The 18,910-nt window shown below is 59.8% G+C and carries 25 protein-coding genes; 14 read left to right on the top strand and 11 right to left on the bottom strand.

Translation table 11 applies throughout. The features are described from left to right. Positions 1-71: 71 nt before the first annotated feature. Genes acsF through fmt form a run of 4 tightly spaced genes read left to right on the top strand, consistent with a single transcriptional unit; the run spans position 72 to position 5,019 of the window. Entirely contained in the window at positions 72-1,154 is a 1,083-nt protein-coding gene (acsF, locus tag SynMEDNS5_RS05400; protein ID WP_186585405.1) for a magnesium-protoporphyrin IX monomethyl ester (oxidative) cyclase, read from the top strand. After that, positions 1,154-2,599 carry a TldD/PmbA family protein gene (locus tag SynMEDNS5_RS05395; protein WP_186585395.1) on the top strand — a complete coding sequence of 482 codons (1,446 nt, stop codon included), beginning with the start codon at positions 1,154-1,156 and terminating at the stop codon, positions 2,597-2,599. Before acsF ends, SynMEDNS5_RS05395 begins: the two co-directional genes overlap by 1 nt. Positions 2,600-2,601: 2 nt before the next feature. Beyond that, the gene (locus tag SynMEDNS5_RS05390) at positions 2,602-3,969 is read left to right on the top strand and encodes a TldD/PmbA family protein (RefSeq protein ID WP_186585393.1); all 1,368 of its coding nucleotides are present in this window, start codon (positions 2,602-2,604) and stop codon (positions 3,967-3,969) included. 27 nt (positions 3,970-3,996) lie between these two features. Next, positions 3,997-5,019: a methionyl-tRNA formyltransferase gene (fmt, locus tag SynMEDNS5_RS05385; protein ID WP_186585862.1), complete on the top strand. Its 1,023-nt coding sequence runs from the start codon at positions 3,997-3,999 to the stop codon at positions 5,017-5,019. On the opposite strand, the gene SynMEDNS5_RS05380 is transcribed toward fmt, so the two are convergent. The 5 genes from SynMEDNS5_RS05380 to SynMEDNS5_RS05360 are packed head-to-tail and all read right to left on the bottom strand — an operon-like array spanning position 5,016 to position 7,885. Beyond that, complete coding sequence (locus tag SynMEDNS5_RS05380) at positions 5,016-6,305, bottom strand: DEAD/DEAH box helicase (protein WP_370593575.1); 1,290 nt, start codon at positions 6,303-6,305, stop codon at positions 5,016-5,018. The genes fmt and SynMEDNS5_RS05380 overlap by 4 nt on opposite strands. A 26-nt stretch (positions 6,306-6,331) precedes the next feature. Next, positions 6,332-6,541: a hypothetical protein gene (locus SynMEDNS5_RS05375; RefSeq protein WP_186585380.1), complete on the bottom strand. Its 210-nt coding sequence runs from the start codon at positions 6,539-6,541 to the stop codon at positions 6,332-6,334. Positions 6,542-6,552: 11 nt separating this feature from the next. Beyond that, the gene (locus tag SynMEDNS5_RS05370; protein WP_186585378.1) at positions 6,553-6,777 is read right to left on the bottom strand and encodes a hypothetical protein; all 225 of its coding nucleotides are present in this window, start codon (positions 6,775-6,777) and stop codon (positions 6,553-6,555) included. Positions 6,778-6,820: 43 nt separating this feature from the next. Continuing rightward, complete coding sequence (locus tag SynMEDNS5_RS05365) at positions 6,821-7,162, bottom strand: DUF6464 family protein (protein ID WP_186585376.1); 342 nt, start codon at positions 7,160-7,162, stop codon at positions 6,821-6,823. 3 nt (positions 7,163-7,165) lie between these two features. Further along, a complete protein-coding gene (locus SynMEDNS5_RS05360) occupies positions 7,166-7,885 on the bottom strand; it encodes a hypothetical protein (protein ID WP_186585374.1) in 720 nt (239 codons plus the stop codon). Between the two features lie 37 nt (positions 7,886-7,922). On the opposite strand from SynMEDNS5_RS05360, the gene SynMEDNS5_RS05355 reads away from it, so the two are divergent. The 6 genes from SynMEDNS5_RS05355 to SynMEDNS5_RS05330 all read left to right on the top strand — a co-directional run bounded on the left by SynMEDNS5_RS05355 (position 7,923) and on the right by SynMEDNS5_RS05330 (position 12,060). Beyond that, a complete protein-coding gene (locus SynMEDNS5_RS05355) occupies positions 7,923-8,639 on the top strand; it encodes a hypothetical protein (protein ID WP_186585372.1) in 717 nt (238 codons plus the stop codon). Between the two features lie 104 nt (positions 8,640-8,743). After that, positions 8,744-9,331 (top strand): ATP-binding protein, encoded by a 588-nt coding sequence (locus SynMEDNS5_RS05350; RefSeq protein ID WP_255440336.1) that lies wholly within the window; start codon positions 8,744-8,746, stop codon positions 9,329-9,331. A gap of 51 nt (positions 9,332-9,382) precedes the next feature. Further along, entirely contained in the window at positions 9,383-9,859 is a 477-nt protein-coding gene (locus SynMEDNS5_RS05345; protein WP_011932996.1) for a pentapeptide repeat-containing protein, read from the top strand. Continuing rightward, entirely contained in the window at positions 9,859-10,305 is a 447-nt protein-coding gene (locus SynMEDNS5_RS05340) for a hypothetical protein (protein ID WP_186585367.1), read from the top strand. The genes SynMEDNS5_RS05345 and SynMEDNS5_RS05340 overlap by 1 nt, the downstream gene beginning before the upstream one ends. Further along, entirely contained in the window at positions 10,292-11,629 is a 1,338-nt protein-coding gene (locus SynMEDNS5_RS05335) for a circularly permuted type 2 ATP-grasp protein (RefSeq protein ID WP_186585365.1), read from the top strand. Before SynMEDNS5_RS05340 ends, SynMEDNS5_RS05335 begins: the two co-directional genes overlap by 14 nt. Continuing rightward, entirely contained in the window at positions 11,626-12,060 is a 435-nt protein-coding gene (locus tag SynMEDNS5_RS05330; protein WP_186585363.1) for a 23S rRNA (pseudouridine(1915)-N(3))-methyltransferase RlmH, read from the top strand. Before SynMEDNS5_RS05335 ends, SynMEDNS5_RS05330 begins: the two co-directional genes overlap by 4 nt. Positions 12,061-12,072: 12 nt before the next feature. Here SynMEDNS5_RS05330 and SynMEDNS5_RS05325 read toward each other — a convergent pair whose 3' ends face one another. Genes SynMEDNS5_RS05325 through SynMEDNS5_RS05315 form a run of 3 tightly spaced genes read right to left on the bottom strand, consistent with a single transcriptional unit; the run spans position 12,073 to position 14,395 of the window. Next, positions 12,073-12,741, bottom strand: a complete 669-nt coding sequence (locus SynMEDNS5_RS05325) for a hypothetical protein (RefSeq protein WP_186585361.1) — start codon at positions 12,739-12,741, stop codon at positions 12,073-12,075. Positions 12,742-12,766: 25 nt separating this feature from the next. Beyond that, a complete protein-coding gene (locus tag SynMEDNS5_RS05320; protein WP_186585359.1) occupies positions 12,767-13,996 on the bottom strand; it encodes a YbfB/YjiJ family MFS transporter in 1,230 nt (409 codons plus the stop codon). Positions 13,997-14,002: 6 nt separating this feature from the next. Next, positions 14,003-14,395 (bottom strand): hypothetical protein, encoded by a 393-nt coding sequence (locus SynMEDNS5_RS05315; RefSeq protein ID WP_186585357.1) that lies wholly within the window; start codon positions 14,393-14,395, stop codon positions 14,003-14,005. A 117-nt stretch (positions 14,396-14,512) separates the two neighbouring features. Here SynMEDNS5_RS05315 and SynMEDNS5_RS05310 point away from each other — a divergent pair, with 117 nt between their 5' ends. Genes SynMEDNS5_RS05310 through SynMEDNS5_RS05295 form a run of 4 tightly spaced genes read left to right on the top strand, consistent with a single transcriptional unit; the run spans position 14,513 to position 17,337 of the window. Further along, positions 14,513-14,956 carry a LexA family transcriptional regulator gene (locus tag SynMEDNS5_RS05310; RefSeq protein WP_186585347.1) on the top strand — a complete coding sequence of 148 codons (444 nt, stop codon included), beginning with the start codon at positions 14,513-14,515 and terminating at the stop codon, positions 14,954-14,956. 5 nt (positions 14,957-14,961) lie between these two features. Beyond that, entirely contained in the window at positions 14,962-16,236 is a 1,275-nt protein-coding gene (locus SynMEDNS5_RS05305; protein WP_186585345.1) for a Y-family DNA polymerase, read from the top strand. Further along, positions 16,214-16,387 carry a hypothetical protein gene (locus SynMEDNS5_RS05300; protein ID WP_186585343.1) on the top strand — a complete coding sequence of 58 codons (174 nt, stop codon included), beginning with the start codon at positions 16,214-16,216 and terminating at the stop codon, positions 16,385-16,387. The genes SynMEDNS5_RS05305 and SynMEDNS5_RS05300 overlap by 23 nt, the downstream gene beginning before the upstream one ends. Before the next feature lie 26 nt (positions 16,388-16,413). After that, entirely contained in the window at positions 16,414-17,337 is a 924-nt protein-coding gene (locus SynMEDNS5_RS05295) for a DUF481 domain-containing protein (protein ID WP_186585341.1), read from the top strand. Between the two features lie 2 nt (positions 17,338-17,339). Here SynMEDNS5_RS05295 and SynMEDNS5_RS05290 read toward each other — a convergent pair whose 3' ends face one another. From SynMEDNS5_RS05290 to arsB, 3 genes are read right to left on the bottom strand one after another with little or no spacing between them, the layout of a single operon-like run. Then, positions 17,340-17,636, bottom strand: a complete 297-nt coding sequence (locus SynMEDNS5_RS05290; protein WP_186585339.1) for a hypothetical protein — start codon at positions 17,634-17,636, stop codon at positions 17,340-17,342. Beyond that, complete coding sequence (locus SynMEDNS5_RS05285) at positions 17,636-17,893, bottom strand: hypothetical protein (RefSeq protein WP_186585337.1); 258 nt, start codon at positions 17,891-17,893, stop codon at positions 17,636-17,638. The genes SynMEDNS5_RS05290 and SynMEDNS5_RS05285 overlap by 1 nt, the downstream gene beginning before the upstream one ends. Before the next feature lies 1 nt (position 17,894). After that, on the bottom strand, positions 17,895-18,905 hold the full coding sequence (gene arsB, locus SynMEDNS5_RS05280; protein ID WP_186585335.1) for an ACR3 family arsenite efflux transporter: 1,011 nt from the start codon (positions 18,903-18,905) through the stop codon (positions 17,895-17,897). Positions 18,906-18,910 lie beyond the last annotated feature (5 nt).

The following is an 18,910-nucleotide window of genomic DNA, read 5'->3' as shown; positions in this document are numbered from 1 at the left end:
ACGACGCGCTTCACAGAGACCCCATCAAGCTCACGGTGCCACTTACGATAGTTAGCACTGAGCAAAAACAGATGGTGCCTCCAACCGCCGTCAACGACGCACCTTCAGCAGGATCAGCCGTTGCCGTCAAGGACCCGGCCAAGGACACGATCCTCACGCCGCGCTTCTACACAACGGACTTCGAAGCCATGGCCGCAATGGATCTGCGGCCTAACGAAGCGGAACTGGAGGCCATCTGCGAGGAGTTCCGCAAGGACTACAACCGTCATCACTTTGTTCGCAACGAAGAATTTGATGGTGCTGCAGACAAACTCGATCCGGAAACGCGTCGCGTTTTCGTTGAATTCCTCGAGCAGAGCTGCACATCAGAATTTTCAGGGTTTTTGCTCTACAAGGAGCTCAGCCGTCGGATCAAAAGCAGAAATCCACTTCTGGCTGAGTGTTTTGCTCACATGGCCCGTGATGAAGCCCGTCATGCTGGATTCCTTAACAAGTCGATGAGTGATTTCGGCTTGCAGCTCGATCTGGGCTTCCTGACCGCCAACAAGAAATACACATTCTTCAAACCCAAATTCATCTTCTACGCCACTTACCTTTCTGAAAAGATTGGTTATTGGCGCTACATCACGATCTTCCGTCACCTCGAGAAGAATCCCGACAGCAAGATTTTTCCGATTTTCAATTTCTTCGAGAATTGGTGCCAGGACGAAAACCGCCACGGTGATTTCTTCGATGCCTTGATGAAGGCACAACCCGATACTGTCCGTGGTTTACGGGCTCGCCTCTGGTGCCGCTTCTTCCTGTTGGCTGTCTTCGCGACCATGTACGTGCGTGACGTCGCTCGCAAGGAGTTCTACGAAGCCCTTGGTCTTGATGCGCGTGATTACGACCGGTTGGTGATCGACAAAACCAACGAGACCACCGCCAGGGTTTTCCCTGTTGTCTTGGATGTCAAGAACCCGAAGTTCTACGCCGGGCTTGAGAACCTTGTGACCAACAACGCTGCTCTGGACGCTGTGGATGCCAGTGCTTCACCTGCACCGATCAAGGTGGTGCGCAAACTTCCCCACTGGATCGCCAACGGGGCGCAGATGGCGTCCCTCTTCCTGATGGCACCCGTGCGCAGCGAACAGTTTCAACCCAGCGTGCGCTGATGCAAACCAACACGATTTCTGCAGTCGGGATTCCGAATCTTGATCCCGGTTGTTCGCCTTGGGAGCAGCGCCTCAACACGTTGTTGAACGCCGGCTTGGGAGCCGGCGCTGATCTCGTTGAAGTCTTTCTCGAGCGCACCGACCATCTGGGTGTGCTCGCTGAGCAAGACAAGATCACCAGCGTTTCGCCGGCCTTCGGCATGGGGGCTGGCATCCGGGTATTCCGGGGTGCGCGCGATGGATTCGTCAGCACCAACGATCTCAGTGACGCCGGTTTGGCCGAAGCACTCGATCAGGCCTTGGCCATGCTTCAACTGGAACGATCCAGCCTCTCCAGTTCCAACGCCTTTCAGGGTCTAAGCGCCCTCAGAAATTTCGCTGCGACGAAAAACGATTGGTTGGACAGCACGCCCAACCTCGATGTCATCACCCAGCGACTGCTTGAAGGGACGCAATGCCTGCAGCGCCTTGGCCAGCATCTTGAAGTCAGGCGTGGAAGCTTTTCCCGCGACTGGCAGGAAGTGCTCGTTGCTGCCAGTGACGGCACCTTCGCTCGCGACATCAGGTTGCATCAATCCAGCGGCCTCAGCGTGCTGGCTGCAGACGGTGACCACCGGGCCAGTATCGCCCGCCGCTATGGGAGCACTGACAAACCGAATGATCTGTGCGACTGGAACATCGAAGCCTCCGCACAGGAGGTCTGCGGCAGTGCTTCCACCATGCTTCGCGCGGAGTACGTGGACGGTGGCCAAATGCCTGTGGTGCTCGCCAACCGTTTTGGTGGCGTGATCTTTCACGAAGCCTGCGGCCACTTGCTGGAAACAACCCAGATCGAACGCGGTACCACGCCATTCGCTGAGTGCATTGGCGAATCCATTGCCCATCCAGCCGTCACAGCCATCGATGAAGGGTTGAGTGATGGGGCCTTCGGCTCCATGTCCATGGACGACGAAGGCATGGAGCCACAGCGCACAGTTCTGATCGAAAATGGGGTGCTGAAGCGTTTTATCAGCGACCGCGCCGGTGAACTACGCACTGGCCACGCCCGCACCGGCAGTGGTCGTCGCCAGAGCCATGGATTCGCGGCCGCAAGCCGGATGCGGAACACATACATCGCTGCCGGTCCCCACAGCATCGATGATCTGATCGGATCCGTGGATCGTGGCCTCTACTGCAAATCCATGGGAGGCGGCAGTGTCGGCCCCACAGGACAGTTCAACTTCTCCGTTGAAGAGGGCTATCTGATTGAAAACGGAATCCTGGGCAAACCCGTGAAAGGCGCCACCTTGATCGGTGAGGCCAAGGAGGTCATGCCGCGGATTTCGATGTGTGCCGACGATCTCGATCTTGCTGCCGGCTATTGCGGTTCGGTGAGCGGGAGCGTCTTTGTCACCGTGGGCCAACCCCACATCAAAGTTGATTCCATCACTGTTGGAGGCCGCTGATCATGGGAAGTTCACCTCTGAACGTGTCGGCTCTGCGTGATCGGCTCCACCAGCTCGCATCCCGAGAAGGTATTTCTCAATGGGATCTTGGAGCCAGCCGTAGCAACAGTGCATCCGTTCAGGTGGATCGCGGTGAAGCCAAACAGTTGAAAGCTTCACAACGCAGTTCCATCACCGTGCGCGTCTGGAATCGGGAAGGTCTGGTGGGCATCACCAGCACATCAGATCTCTCAGATGCAGGCCTGGAAAAGGCACTGATGGGCGCCCATCAGGCCAGCGCCTTCGGGAACATTGATGAGGTTCCCCACTTCTCTCCATTAGCGAACGCGCCGACCGAACCTCTCGATCGCCCTCTCAAGGATTCCGAAGGCATTCAATCCCTGCTCAAGCATCTTCTCGAGGCTGAAAAGGAACTCCTCAGCCGGCACCCCGCCATCGAGACGGTCCCTTACAACGGTCTCAATGAAGGGAGCAGTGAGCGCATCTACCTCAACAGTGATGGTGCTCTCCGGCAGGCACAACGCACCCAAGCGAGTCTTTATCTATTCGCTCGCGCTGAAGAGCAAGGACGGAAACCCAGAAGTGGAGGAGCGGTGCGACTGGCTCTGGGCAGCGCCGACCTGGATCTCAAGGGATGTATCGATGAAGCAGCTGAACGCACCATCAGCCATCTCAACTACAAACCGATTGATACGGGTCGCTATCTGGTGTGCTTCACACCTGAAGCTTTTCTCGATCTCATCGGTTCCTTCAGCAGCATGTTCAATGCCCGAGCCGTTCTTGACGGTGTGAGCCTGAGCAAGCCCGACACGATCGGCCAACAACTGGCCGTTCCCTTCTTCAATCTGATCGACAACGGTCTTCACCCTGCCCATGTGGGAGCGATGCCTTTCGATGGGGAAGGAACGCCAACCCGTACCCTGCGGCTGATTGGGGATGGGCGTCTGGAGAGTTTCCTGCACTCAGAAGCCACCGCCCGTGCGTTCGGTGTCCAACCCACCGGACACGCCGGTTTAGGAGCCAAGGTGTCTGTCGGACCCGACTGGTTTGAGGTTCATCGAAGTGAAGGCTGCACTCTCCCAGCCGATCACCTTGATCACCGCACAACCAGCGACCCATTCGTTCTGATCGAGAGCCTCAACGCTCTCCATGCCGGCGTCAAAGCCAGCCAGGGATCCTTCTCGCTTCCCTTCGATGGCTGGTTGGTGAATGGGGGTGAGCGCATTTCCGTTGAGGCAGCAACGGTTGCCGGCGATATCCGAGAGCTCCTTCGATCCATCGTTCAGATCGAAGCCGATCCCATCGTCACCCACGAAGGGGTGTGTCCTCACGTGTGGGTGGATGGTCTCGCCATCACCGGCGAAGCCTGATTCACTCACCGCTCAACTGCTTTGGCTTTGAAGATCCTGTTCTGGGGCACACCGGCCTATGCCGTACCAACCCTCGAAACACTCCATGAAGCAGGGCATCAGATCGTCGGTGTGGTGACCCAACCGGATCGGCGCCGAGGTCGGGGCAAACAATTGATGCCTTCGCCTGTGAAAGCCAGGGCTCAGGAGCTCGGCTATCCCGTGTTCACCCCGGAAAGGATCCGACGGGACCCGACCTGCCAGCAACAGCTGAATGCCCTGGGTGCGGATGTGTCTGTAGTGGTCGCCTTCGGCCAGATCCTGCCCAAGGAAATCCTGCAGCAACCACCTTTGGGCTGCTGGAACGGACACGGCTCTCTGCTTCCCCGTTGGAGAGGTGCGGGACCGATTCAATGGTCAATCCTTGAGGGGGATGCGGAAACCGGCGTGGGGATCATGGCCATGGAGGAGGGCTTGGATACCGGTCCAGTTCTCCTGGAGCAACGCCTGCCGATCGGCCTCCTGGAGAATGCCCATCAATTGGGAGAGCGACTCAGCAGGCTCACCGCCGATCTGATGCTGAAAGCCCTGCCTGCCATCGAGACGGCGGGCCCTGGGCCCGAGGCAGAGCGTTGGTCGCGCCTCAAGGTGCGCCGACAGCCAGACCAGGGCACCTATGCCCGCATGCTCAGCAAAGAAGACTTTCAGCTGAACTGGGGGGATTCCGCCCTGACGACCCATCGAACGGTGATGGGTCTGTATCCGGGAGCCGTCACAGTCTGGAAAGAACGCCGCCTGAAGGTGCTGGCAACGGAACCTCTAATCGAACGTCTCTCAGATGCATTAACTGAAGACGCTCGCGCCTTGGTCGGGCAATGGAGCACAGGTGCACATCCCCCCGGCCAGATTCTTCACTGCGCTGGTTCAGGCCTGGTGGTGAGTACCAGTGGCTGTCCAATCCTGATTCGTGAAGCCCAGCTGGAAGGGAAGGCTCGCAGCCATGGGCAGGCCCTCATCCAGCAACTCCAGGCAGTCCCTGGAGACACGATGGGGCTCGCGGCGAACCCTTAACGGTGACGGCTGCGCACGGGTGAGGGTGCGGTGCGCGCTCTGGGTTTCCCTGGTGGGCGCCTGCGGCCACCACTGAGATCCAGGGGGGGAGCTTTGAGCACAGTGGGTTCAAACCCTTCCACGATCTGACGCTTCAGCTCCTCACCCGTGAGCCGCTCGATCGCTCTAAGGAGAAGGGCTTCCTCGGCGGCAACCAGAGATACCGCATGCCCCGTTTCCCCGGCACGACCGGTACGACCGATTCGGTGCACATAGTCTTCCGCCACATTCGGCAGATCCAGATTCACGACATGGGGGAGCTGCTGGATATCGATGCCTCTGGCGGCGATATCCGTCGCCACGAGCACACGGACACCTCCTTGTTTGAAACCCTGCAGGGCTCGGGTCCGTGCCCCCTGACTCTTGTTGCCATGGATGGCCGCCGCGGAAAGACCTTCCTTGTTGAGACGGTCGGCCACCCGATTGGCTCCGTGCTTCGTGCGTGAAAACACGAGCACCTGACGCCAGTCCCCCGCACGAATGAGATGGCTCAGTAAATCGCTCTTGCGCGCCATGTCGCAGGGATGCACCACTTGCTCCACCGACCGCGCCGTTTGATTTTCAGGCGTGACTTGAAGATGGACGGGATCATGGAGAAGGCCTGACGCCAACTTGCGGATCGGCGCACTGAACGTGGCTGAAAACAGAAGCGTTTGGCGCTTCACAGGCATCAGCCTGATCAAGCGGCGGATGTCGTGAATGAAGCCCATGTCGAGCATGCGATCAGCTTCATCAAGAACCAGGCATTCCAGCTGGTCAAAGTGCAGAGCCCCCTGTTGATGGAGATCCAGCAACCGACCGGGTGTGGCCACAAGCAGATCGATGCCACCTCGCAAGCGATCAATCTGTGGGTTGGCCTTCACACCGCCGAACACAACATCGCTGCGGAGAGGCAGATGAATGCCGTAGGCCCTCACATTCTCTAAAACCTGGGCGGCGAGTTCCCTGGTAGGCGTGAGAACAAGAGCGCGAATCTGGCCTCGTCCAGCCCGTTTACCGTGCCGAAGTCTCTCCAGAACCGGCAGGGTGAAACCAGCCGTTTTACCCGTACCGGTTTGCGCAGCTGCCATCACATCCCTGCCATCAATCACCGCCGGGATCGCCTGTGCCTGAATCGGAGATGGGTGGGTATAACCCTTGGCCTGAAGTGCTTCCAGCAGGGGCTCACCCAATCCCAGATCCGAGAACAAAGCCTGAGGATCAGTGGGGACAGAAACTGCGCTGATTGTGGTGCCGCCGCTAGCCACACCCTACGGGGCCACCCAATCAGCACTTAATGATCGGCATAAAGCTGCTGCGCCTGGTTCCACACTTCATCGAGCTGCTGATCACTGAGCACCAGCGCCTGGGGGTGAACGCGTGCCAGCCAGGCGCGGCGTTGCACGGGGGTCTCATTGCTGAAAAAGGTCTGCTGAGCCGCGAGAACGCGAAATTTAAGAAATTCCAGGAGCACAGCTCGAACCCGCAGAGCGGAATGCTGCATCCAAAGGGCCTTCAGAACAACTGCCAAACAGCATTGTCGGGTACTTCAGGTGCGGCATGGAGATCAGTGGGTTCCTGCTGCGTCACTCTCCAAGCAGGAAGCCTGCAATCGCGATAACTCGGATGTTGGATCAGGATGCCGTCCTGATCATCCGTTGAGCCATAAAAACCACCAACCCAGTGCGGCCGTTCATTCAGACCACCTCGGAACCACACCCAGCATCGCTCGCGTTTCATCGATCCACGGTGTTGTTCACCGCTCCATTCTGAAGAACTGGGGCTACGGAGCAGCCTCGCGATGCACACACCGTTCGCAGGGACCCTCCGGGAGCACCGCACAGCGCAGGAGTGGGCTGAGTGCATTGAAGCGGCAACTGGGATCTCCAATCACCCAACCATGACGGAACCAGTGGGCATCCTCCGGTTGCTTCTGTGTCTTCACGAGAAGGACCACAGAACGCAGTTCGTAGCGACCGGAGCGAAGCCTGTAACGATGCCGTCGCTGCATCACCAGGAAACTTCTGGTGTCGAGAGAAAACCAACGGCCAGGGTGGGGAGGATCCTCCATCTCAAGCCGATCGATCGGCTGCTCGCTGCCGAACTGACGGATCTCGATGAGCATGGCTCAGGTCTCCTCAACGACTGGAGGGAGCCGAACCGAAAATCCCCAAATCATTAACACGGTCACCACAAAGAGCGTCAACAGCTCAGGGATATCAATCGTTGGGAAAACAAGCTGGATCAGCAACTTGAATCCAACGAACGCCACGGCCAAATAACCGGCCGATTCAAGTCTGGAATAGATCTTCAGCCAATGGATGAACAAACCCGACGTAAAGCGAAGTGCGATCACTCCGATCAGGGCACCTGTTATCACAAGCAGAAGTTGATCACTGATCGCCACAGCGGCAGCCACGCTGTCGATTGAAAACGCGAGATCCGTAAGGGCGAGGGTCAGAACAGTGCGGCGAAAACGCACAGTCGGTGCAGACTCCTCCAGGGTCTGTGAACCGTCCTCAGTGGCAGCAGGCCGCCAGTGCTGATAACAGAGCCAAAGGAGATAGCCAGCTGCCAGTAGCTGGATCGGCGGGAAGGCCAGCACCCATTGCGCCAGAAGAATGAGAGCAACGCGGAGCACGAATGCCATCAACACACCCAGATTGAGAGCGCGACGCTCGAGAGCTGGATCCTGCTGGGTGCGGGCAATCGCAGCCAAAGCGATGGCATTGTCTGCGGACAACAGCAGTTCCAGACTCACCAGCACAGGCAACAAGGGAAGCAGTTCACCAAATTGATCAACGCCATCCAGCCAGGGGGTTAGGGAAGGCAGTGCAGCTGTGTCCATCAGCCCACCCTAGAAATGGGACGCGCCGACCAGTGGCATGAAAACCCAAGCCCAGCTTTGCCATCACAACGACCAGCGCTGCATTGTTCGCGTGGAAGCCTTTGACGGCGACACGTCACTGGGCAGTGCCCTGGGTGAGGCGCCCACGGCAACCGAAGCAGAAGATCAGGCCATCGCCAGGCTGCGGCAACGCCTGGGAACGCCCAAGGCAACGACAGCCAGCAGCAAGGAGCTTGTGCGCCGCAACGGCCAGGAAGGGGATCGAACTGCACAGAAGGCAACGCCTGTCTCTGAGCCGCAAACTGCCCCTGCGATCAACCCCCCTGAGCAAGACACCCAAACCAGCGCTGTCAACGAAGCGCCCACTGATCCCGACGATTGGAGCGAAGAACTCACCGCAATCGACCTCGAGTTGCAACGCATCGGCTGGGATCGAGCCAATGAATCCATTTATCTGGAGCGAGCATTTGGCCACAGCAGCAGACATCGACTCACCCGCTTCAGTGATCTCGTGGCTTATCTCAAGCGTCTGCGTGAACTTCCAGCCTCGAGCGATGCACGAACGGCGGCGATACCCTTACGCCGCTCAGATCTTGTGAACCAGTGCGATGAGATCCTGAAGCGCCTCAATTGGCAGCAACAGCAAGCACGAGAGTTTCTCCAGAACCACTTCCAGGTGGGATCAAGGCAGCAACTGAGTGATGAACAACTGCTTGGATTCAACATGCTGCTGGAAGAGCAGTTGCTGCCATAGCCGAGAGCCCCAGTAAAAGTATCGAAGAACCCAGCTCCATCGGACGACAACGACCGCCTCATCTTCGATTCAGCGCTAGAACAGCTCTGAGGCAGCCAATGGGTATGCGAATCGCCATCAGCGGAGCCCATTCCCAAGGGAAAAGCACATTGGTTTGGGACTGGGTGAAACGTCATCCTCACTACACGCGAGAAGAGGAACCCTTTCGAGCGCTTCATAGCGAGGGATATGACATTCAATTTCGCCAGGAATGCAATCGCCTGCATAACGGCATTCAGATGTATTACAACGCCAGCCGAGTGAATGCCTATCAATCCAGCGACGAATGCGTGATCTTCGATCGCGCGCCAGTGGATTACATCGCATACTCGCAATACACCGCTGACTACGGCACCACTGACATCAACGATGCATTCGTTGAAGCCATGGTTCCCAGGGTGAGAAACATACTTCAGAACCTGGATCTAATCGTTTTCATCCCCATCAGCGACCAATGGCCTGTGGAGATGGAAGACGATGGAATTCGCCCTATTGACCTGCCCTACCGCAGTGAGGTTGATGCCATTTTCAAACAGATCTACCGCGACCAGCGATTCAATGTGATGCCCTCGCTGAACGCACCGCAACTGATCGAACTTTGGGGATCCCGCGAGGAGCGGCTTGACCGCATTGAAAAAGTCATCAGGGCGTGAAGGCTCCACGCCTCAGGCCGCTTAGGCTGAGGTCGAGCCCGTTTCTGACTCATGCAACGCCGTCTGCTGGCTCCACTGCTTGCCTTGTGGCTGGTGTTCGGCCTCCTGCTTCCCTCCGCTGAGGCAGCGATGGATTACGCCAAACAGGTGCTGATCGGAGCTGATTTCTCCAACCGGGACATGCAGGGGGTGACCTTCAACCTCACCAACCTGCGCGAGGCTGATCTCTCTGGCAGTGACCTGCAAGGGGCCAGCTTGTACGGCGCCAAGCTGCAGGACGCCAACCTCAGCCGCACCAATCTCCGCGACGCCACGCTGGATTCCGCCGTGCTCAACGGCACGGATCTCACCGATGCCGTTCTGGAAGACGCCTTCGCTTTCAACACCCGTTTCATCGACGTCACGATCAGCGGCGCGGACTTCACGAACGTGCCTTTGCGTGGTGATGTGCTCAAAACCCTTTGTGCTGCGGCTGAGGGCACCAACCCCGTCACTGGACGGGACACCCGCGACACCCTGGGCTGCTGATGAGCTTTGACCCGCGCAGCCTCGAACGGCTGAAGAAACTGGGCCGGGAATTGCCGCAATCGCTGCCAACCCCCGCAGAGAAGCCCAAAGACGCCTCGCGCGCCAGCGAGCGTCGTCACAAGGTGGAAACCGAAGACAACCCCCAAGTTCTGTTCCACGAACTGATGAAGGTCAGCGGCGATGGAACCGTTCCAGAGCACCTCATGGATCGTCTTCGCCAGGCGGAGACCAAAGCCGAAGCAGAACGCCGGCAACAGCCACGGGGAACAACACCCAGCTCCTCACCCCATGAGGGAGCTCTCCCTCCGGCCCCAGCGGCGGCTCGCAACGCCGGCTCAGGAAAAAACACCCGTCCTCAACGGCCCGCCGTGGCACCCGGCAGCGAAGAGGAAAGCCTGTATGTGGCGTTCGGGCAGCTTCTGCTCGAAGACGATGACGCCGGCTGAGGCCATCCACAACCTCCAGCAGATCTCATGGAAGGAATGGCGGCAGCTGCTGGCCTCTGGTCATCGCCACCTCGAAAGCCATGGCGTACAGATCCAGGACAGCGTCGTTCCTTATGACCCCTGGCCAAGGGTGATTCATGGAGCGGACTGGGACGGACTCTGCGCAGGCATTTCGCAGCGTCACCGGGCCATTAATTGCTTTGTTGCCGACGTTTACAGCCGCCAACTGATCCTCAAGGACGGCGTCATCGCCAGAGAAGACATTGAAGGATCACCGCTCTGGCAGTCCGACCTGCAAGGTCTCTTTCCACCAGACCATTGCTGGTGTCTGATCAACGGATTGGATCTGATTGGTGGCAGCCGGCAAGGGTGGCGGGTTCTGGAAGACAATCTTCGCCGGGTCGGAGGCCATGGCTACGCCATCCGCATCCGCGAGGCTTCCTTGGCAGCTGGACTGCCACAGAACTCAGCCCAGTCACCCCGGCCAGTTCAGCAAGGTCTGCAGCAGCTCCGCGCTGCGCTGCATCAGCTCTGCTCCCATCAGGATGATCCACTGATCGTTTTGCTCACCCCCAGCACCATAAGCACCGAGATCAGTGAGCACCGCTTTCTGGCTGCAGCCATGGGGATTGCACTGGCGCGCCCAGAGGATCTGTATTGCGATCAGAACCGGGTATTTCTCCGACAAAACGGACAAAATCTTCCCGTTGATGTGATCTACCGCCGCAATGAAGATCGCATCGGCAGGGAGTCCGATGGATCCAGTGCCTGGCTTGGAGTGCCAGGTCTACAACGGGTGGCCGCTGCCAGAAACGTTCAGATCGCCAATCTCCCTGGGGCCGGGATCGGCAGCGACAAAGCTCTGTATCGACACGTTGGCGCCATGATCCGCTACTACCTCGGTGAAGAGGCCCTGATCGAGCAGGTGCCAACGTTCAGTTGCCAGGAACCGAAAGAACTGGAGCATGTGCTTCACCACCTCAATCAGATGGTGGTGAAGCCGGTGGATGGTGCCGGAGGTTTCGACATGCTCCATGGTCCAACCGCCTCCGCAGCTGAATGCGATGCGATGACGGCGTCTCTGCAGGCACACCCTGAGCGTTTCATCGCCCAACCAGCGCAGATGCTGCACACCCTGCCGACGTTGATTGGGGAACAGCTCAAGCACTGCGCCGTTGATCTCCGGCCCGTCTCTTTGCTTGGAAACACGCCCCAGGTGCTTCCAGGAGCGCTCACCCGCGTGGCGCCCCCTGGCTCCTCGATCGTGAATCTGAACCGCGGCGGCAGCCTCAAGGACACCTGGATTCTCGACGACGCGGCATGAACATCTCCCGCTGCCGGATCATTGCTGTTGGCAAGGTGCGCAAGGGCTGGGTGCAGGAAGGGGTGGCCCTTTACCTCAAACGTCTCCAGGGCCTCCAGGTGGTGGAACTCAAAGACAGCACACCCGAGAAGGAAGCGGAGGCGATTCGCTCCTCGCTGCGAGCGGACGAATGGCCGGTGATGTTGATGGAGCAAGGCACACCACTGGCTTCGATCCCCTTTGCTCAACAACTCGAGCGTCTGGGCAATGAACGCCTGGCTTTTGTGATCGGTGGCGCCGATGGACTCACTGATGAGCTCAAAGCTGCAGCCCGCTGGCAACTGAGCCTCTCACCGATGACCTTCCCCCATGAACTAGCTCGGCTGCTGCTGCTCGAACAGCTGTTCCGAGCTCAGACCATTCTTCAAGGGAGCCCGTACCACCGGGCGTGAATGGACTTCAGCTCAAGCGTCCGCGGTCAACGCTTCTGCCCAGGCATCCCGGCAGCGCCACCAACGCAGATACCCCAGCTGACGGACGTGGGGCAACAGTTCACGCATCATCTCGGCAGCGGCGGAACCAGCAGGGTTGGGATGCTGCCGCGCCAGCCGGTAGTTGGCGCAGAACGCACCGAACGTTCCCTTTCTCACTCCTTTCTGCCGCTCCAGATGCGCTTGCAGCAAGGCATCGGAGCGGTGGGTGCTGACCTCAGTGGCGGCGGCTGGGGCTCCGTAATCCTGATCCCCAGGCAGGAGATCTTCACCGGTGAATCCACACACGTCACCGGCGGCGAGTGCCGCCCGATTATCAGCATCAAAGGCTTGCACCGCTTCACCTCCCCGCTGCTCGAGCTCCTGACGGCTGATTTCGGCGATGTCCTGATCACGCCAGTCGAACAGATCACCCACTCCGTTGGAACGCACGATATCGACCATCTGGCGGCGCAGCATCCGTTCACAGGCAGCAGCCTGAAGGCGGTCATGCTCCGTGCGTTGCGGCTGGCGCAGCGCCCATTCCGCATTCAAGAAGAACGCTGAGGTTGTTCCTTTGCGATGCCCTCCAGCGCTCTGCTGGGACGCACCCATGATCTGCTCGGGTGTCACGCAGGGATCAGCACCCATCTCATCGGCCATGGAGCAGCTCCCTTTGTGCTCAGACTCAGGAATTAGAGCCTATGGCCTGTCGGATCTGCAACACCTCCATCAGCAGCTGCAGAACCATCACACCCAGACCGAGCCAGAGCAGCTGCACCAGCATGGATTGGGCCAGAGAAGAGGTTCCCATTGAAAACAACACGAAACCGAGTCCATTAAGGGTGGTGAGCGTGGCCCAGCAGCGCCGCTGCAGATCGGCTGGCACAAGAGCCGGCAATCGGTCCAGGGTGAGCGAGGAGGTCATGATCGACCACAGACCGATAAGGAAGGCTGCCAGCAGGAGCTGCTGCGGCGTGCGGGCGGCGGCATAAAGCCAGGCCCCGGCGGCCCCAATCGCAGCCACCCCAGGCAGAAGCAGAGCTGTGGGCCAGGTACTGGGCAGGGTGAGCACCAACAACGCAGCCACAAGCCCTCCGAATCCCATCACCCCGAAGGAGGCACTGCTCATGGACGCACTGAGCCCGACCCGGCCGGAGGCCACCAGAGGCTCGTACAACGCCATCGGCACCTGAGCCGCCCCGGTTAGCACGAAGCCCAGGGTGAGGGCGATCAGTGGAGCCCAATGAATCCGTCTCAGCCCTGTATCGGCAATGGCGAGCTGACGTTCCTCCCCTCGCAGCTCCATGGCCCGCAATCGCCGCTGCCCCCTGGCGACCAACCAGAGCGTGGGAATGGCCAGTCCGGTGGCGAATGTCGCCATCACCACCCAAGCCCCCGCAGCAGAACGCGGTGCCAGCCAGGCCACGGCACCGGCTCCAAGAAGCGCCACCAGGGCTCCACCGCCAAGAACCACCGCCACCGCCTGACGCTGTCTCCGCGCAGGAACCCCGGCGATCGCCAATCCCGGAAGACCACTCATCAGATGTCCCGCACTCCAGCCCGCCAGCACTCTCAGCCCCCCTTCCCCGAGCTCGCCGCTTTGAATCGCTCCCAACCAAAGGCACACCACCGCTGCAATCAGAGCGATTCGCAGGCTGCGCAACAGCTGAGCCTTGCCCTGCAGCTGCGCCTGATGCACGCACCCGAGCACGTAGCCGACCATGTTGAGAGCGGCCAGGCCTCCAAGATCAGCCTGAGGAATCCAGTCCTGTACAACCATCTCGCGGCCGATCACACCGAAGTCGGAGCGAATCAGGCCGAGACCGATCCCGACACCGCACCCACCCGCCAGCACGCGCAGGAGATGGGGTTCTGGAGGCAGAGGCGTTGATTCAGCGAATACTGAGGGTTTCATCACAGCTCAGACCCTCCATGGCGTCAGGGTCACCGGCTGGAATTTGGCGATGCTCATCGTCCAGGCGCGTCCACACATTGCCCGCAAACCTGCGCGGAAAGCCTCTGTATCGCCGCTGTTCAACCAGGCTGCTTTCAATGCTGGAAGGTCCTCGGGCAAACGCTCCATCGCCAGCTCCACCAGCAACAGACTTTCCTCCGCGCAGGCTCGCTTCAGAACACCGTCATCACTGCGTTGCCAGACGCGCAACAGCAGCTCCAGAGCCAGGCCGTGGGCCGCCTCTGTTGGCTGATCGGCAACGGCTTCATCGGCCTTGAGTGAACGACCAGCGAGTGGGAGCGCTCGCGCCCCTCCCTGTTCAATCAGGGCCAAAGCCACGAGATAGGGAGTCTCAGCCATTGGAGCGCGTGCAATCCGGGCATCCTCACTGATCGGAACCGCATCGGCACAACCCAAGTCCAGAAAAATTAGAACATATGTACTAATATGGAGGTCTGCCTTGCTCGTTGCGTCTCTGTGGCGTTCGATCGCTCCTTCAGCCAATCACCGCAGCCCCTGCGCTCCCAGCGCCATCCGCTTCTCCTGCCCCTGGCTGGCGAACGGGTGGCCGCAGGCTTTCCCTCCCCCGCGGACGATTACGTGGAGGTGGGAATCGATCTCAACGACCAGCTGATCCGCCATCCCACCAGCACGTTCTTTCTGAGAGTGAGCGGCGATTCCATGACCGGCGCCGGCATTCACGACGGCGATCTGCTGGTGGTGGACCGCAGCCTCGACCCCAGACCAGGCCGGGTCGTGGTGGCGGTGCTCGATGGCGGTTTCACACTCAAGCGACTGGCACGCCATCGCGGTCGACTGCGACTGGAGGCCGCCAATCCCGACTATCCCCCCCTGGAGCTGGAGGGCTGTGGCGACATGCAGATCTGGGGTGTCGCCATCCATGTGATTCACCCCCTTTAAACACCATGAGCCGGGTCACTGCCCTGATCGACGCCAACAATTTCTATGCCTCCTGTGAACAGAGCCTCGATCCGTCCCTGTTGGGACGCCCCGTCGTGGTGCTGTCCAACAACGACGGCTGCATCGTGGCCCGCAGCGCCGAAGCTCGGGCCCTCGGCATCGCCATGGGCACCCCCTACTTCAAGGCGAAGCAGGCGCTGGAGGCCCAGGGCGTCGTGGTGCGCAGCTCCAACTACGCCCTCTATGCCGACATGAGCCAGCGGCTGATGAGTCTGCTGGAAAGCCAGGTGGAAGAACTCGAGGTGTATTCCATCGATGAGGCCTTCGCTCGCATCAGCCGTCCTGCGGATGGCGATCTACGACCCTGGGGCCGACGCATGCGGGCCCTGGCACGGCGCAATCTGGGGCTGCCGATTGCCATCGGACTGGGAGCAAGCAAAGGCCAGGCGAAGCTCGCGAACCGACTGGCGAAGGTGGAGGCCAGCCATGCCGGCCTGTTCGATCTCGGAAACTGCGGCGACAGGGATCACTGGCTGGAGACGATCGCCATCGAGGATGTGTGGGGAATCGGCCGCAAGCTGGCCCGCTGGTGTCGCCTGCGGGGCGTCCGCAATGCGCGGGAGCTGCGCGACATGGCCAGTGGGCCACTGCGTGCCAAAGCCGGTGTAGTGGGACTACGCCTGCAACGGGAACTGCAAGGTCACGCCTGTCTCCCCCTCGATCTCACCCCGGCACCCAAACAGGAAACCTGCGTCAGCCGCAGCTTCAGTCGGCCGGTCACCTGTGTGGAAGAGCTGCGCGAAGCCGTGGCCACCTATGTGGTGCGAGCGGCCGAGAAACTACGCCGGCAGAATCAACGGGCCGCAGCCCTGAGTGTTTACACCCGCACCAGCCCGTTCGTACCGGCCTTCTACAGCCGGAGCGCCAGCACCTCTCTCGACCTGCCAAGCAACGACACGCAGGTGCTGCTGCAGGCAGCCCTTCCCCTGGTGGAGCGCATCTTTCAACCCCATCGGCAACTGGCAAAAGCCGGAGTGCTCATGCAGCACTTGCAGGGCACCGAGCAACTGCAGCACCACCTGCTGGCGCCCTGCAACGCTGTGGATCAGGCACGTCGGGAGGTGCTGATGCGCACCATCGATCAGCTCAACCAGCGCCATGGACGGGGAACCGTTCAGTGGGCCGCCTGCGGCCTGCATCCGAGCTGGGCGATGCGGCGTGGGCAGCTCGGCCGCGCTGCCACCACCCGCCTGAGCGATGTGCCGGTGGTCCAGGCCTGAACCGGACGTCAGCGGGGGAGGCGACCACCTTGCTGACTCCATCTTGAAAGTGACGGCCATCGATCGCGCCGGCTCGGGCGAAGCTGGCCTTCAGCTCCTGCAATTGGAACGCTGCCGCCTCAGGGAATACAACAGAACAGAGATGTTGTGACAGGATTTGGCGACACAAATTAGGGGATGAGAGTGCTGCAAAAAGGTTCAGTCATTGCAGCGCTGCTTCTGTTCGGTCAACCAGTTGTTGCTGCTCCGGCTACGAGCGAGCCGCAGGTCACGCTCAAACTCAAGAACGGCGACACGCTGAAGGGTGTACTGCTTCCGGACGAGACCACAGAGGCCATCACGATTCTCCTGCATCCGGTGCTCGGTCGTCTGCGCATTCCGGCCACAGCCCTGATCACCGAACCACCAGCGAAACCATGGAAGCTGAGTGTGTCCGGTGGACTGTCTGCCAACAACACAGACAGCGATCTCTCCGCCGGTGGAACCTTTCAGCTCGACACCAGCTATAGCGAGGGCGCTGACAAGGTGGCCCTGAAAGGACGCGCCACCTATGAGGTGTCACGGGACCAGGGAGAAAACGCAAGCACAACGGACACCAACGAAGGCGATGGTGAGCTGCGCTACACGCGAAGGTTGGGGAATCGCCTGAATGCCTACGCAACAACCACATTCAATTACGACATGCTCAACACGATCGGAACCGACGTGTTTGTGGGGTCCGCAGGCCTGGGCTACGACCTGATCAAGAACAAAACCACAACCCTGAATGTCTCTGTGGGCCCCTCCATTCAGCAGATCTGGGGTGGCCCGGGATGTGAAGCGGATCCAATCTGCGGACAGGCCTTTGCTGCCGGCACCGCCAGAGCACAGCTGGAATGGAAACCGAGCTCACTCGCCAGCATCACAGTCACCAACAGCTACACAGGCGCCTACGTCAATGGCATTGCCACCAACAACACCTTTTCGGTTGCACTGAAGATCTTTCCCATGGGAAATCAACGACTGTTCACGTCACTGAACGGACAGACGATCTTCAACGCACTGCAAAGCCCGAAAATCAACAACAGCGTCTCCATGCAGCTGGGGATCAAGCTGGATTGAGCTCAGGCCTGCTGCAGCAGCTGCACTTTCTGAGCACGACTGCTGTACAGAAGCACCATGCGCTCCCCATGGGCATTCAGTCCTGTCTGCTCCCGCAACAGATCGATGCTGGCCAGCGCCAGTCCACAGGTTTCGCAGAACAGCACCGGGAGCGTGCCGCCATGGCCCGACATCCGCTGCAGATCGAGGGCCTGACGGGCAGCTCGCTGCGCCTTCTCAAGGCCCAAGCGCTCCACCAGTGCCGGCCAGAGCCCATTCACAGGCTCACAGGTACTGAAATCAGTTGAGGAACCCGTCATCAGACCGGTAATTGCTCAATAGCCACCACGATCATCTGCGGCGTCACCGGAATGGTTTCCAGGGCATCGTCGTTGTCGAGGTAGGCCTCGAAAGACGCGAAACGCTCGATGCGAGGTTCAGCACCTTCGACTGCACAGGCCTTGATCCAGTCGTTGTCGTCGGGCTTCACCGCCACGTACGCCTGAAGGGCTTCCTCCACGTCACCACCATCCCCAATGCCCTCCCCGTGCCAGATCGCCTCGAAAAATTCAGACATCTCAAACAGGGAACAGACGACGGTTGCGGTTGGCGATCGCCACCAACGACAGCATGACCGGCACTTCCACCAGCACGCCCACCACAGTGGCTAAGGCAGCACCGGACTGCAAACCGAACAGACTGATCGCGACGGCAACAGCCAGCTCAAAGAAATTCGAAGCCCCGATCATGGCTCCCGGGGCAGCAATGACACGCGGCTGCCCCCAGAACCGCATCCACTGCGCCGTGATCCAGAAGATCAGATAGGTCTGAAGGATCAGAGGCACGGCAATCAGCCCAATGGCCAGGGGATCCGCCAAGATCGAGCCGGCCTGCACCATGAACAACAGCAGCACCGTGCCGATGAGGCACACCACGGTGAGCGGTTTCAGACGCTGCTCAAGCGTGCTGATGCGAGTCGAAGACCGCAGAAAGACCCGGGTCAGCCAGCCGGCCGCCAGAGGAACCACAACAAACAATCCGACAGCCGCGATCAGGGTGTCCCAAGGGACAAGAACCTCACTCACCCCGAGCAGCAGGGCTGCAATCGGAGCGAACGCAAACACCATGATCAGGTCGTTCACCGCCACCTGCACCAGGGTGTAATTGGCGTCTCCATCGCTGAGACGACTCCAAACGAACACCATGGCCGTGCAGGGGGCCACGCCGAGCAGAATCATGCCGGCCACGTACTGATCCCCGAGTTCAGCAGGAATCCAGTGAGCGAACAGGAAGCGGATGAACAGCCAGGCCAGCGCTGTCATCGTGAGCGGCTTGATCAGCCAGTTCACCGCAACGGTGATGAGCAGACCGCGCGGCTGACGGCTGAGACCTCCGATCGCGGAAAAATCCACCGCCAGCATCATCGGGTAGATCATTCCCCAGATCAGCAGGGCGATCGGGAGGTTGATCCCAGCCACTTCAAGCGATGCAATCGCCACCGGCAAGGCGGGAACCGCTGCACCGAGGGCCACACCGGCAATGATCGCCAAAGCGACCCACAGACTGAGATAGCGCTCGAAAACACCCATCAGGC

This window comes from Synechococcus sp. MEDNS5 (genome assembly GCF_014279875.1).
Taxonomy (GTDB): domain Bacteria; phylum Cyanobacteriota; class Cyanobacteriia; order PCC-6307; family Cyanobiaceae; genus Synechococcus_C.
Note: the sequence above shows the minus strand (reverse complement) of the source record. Positions and strands in the feature narration are given on the sequence as shown.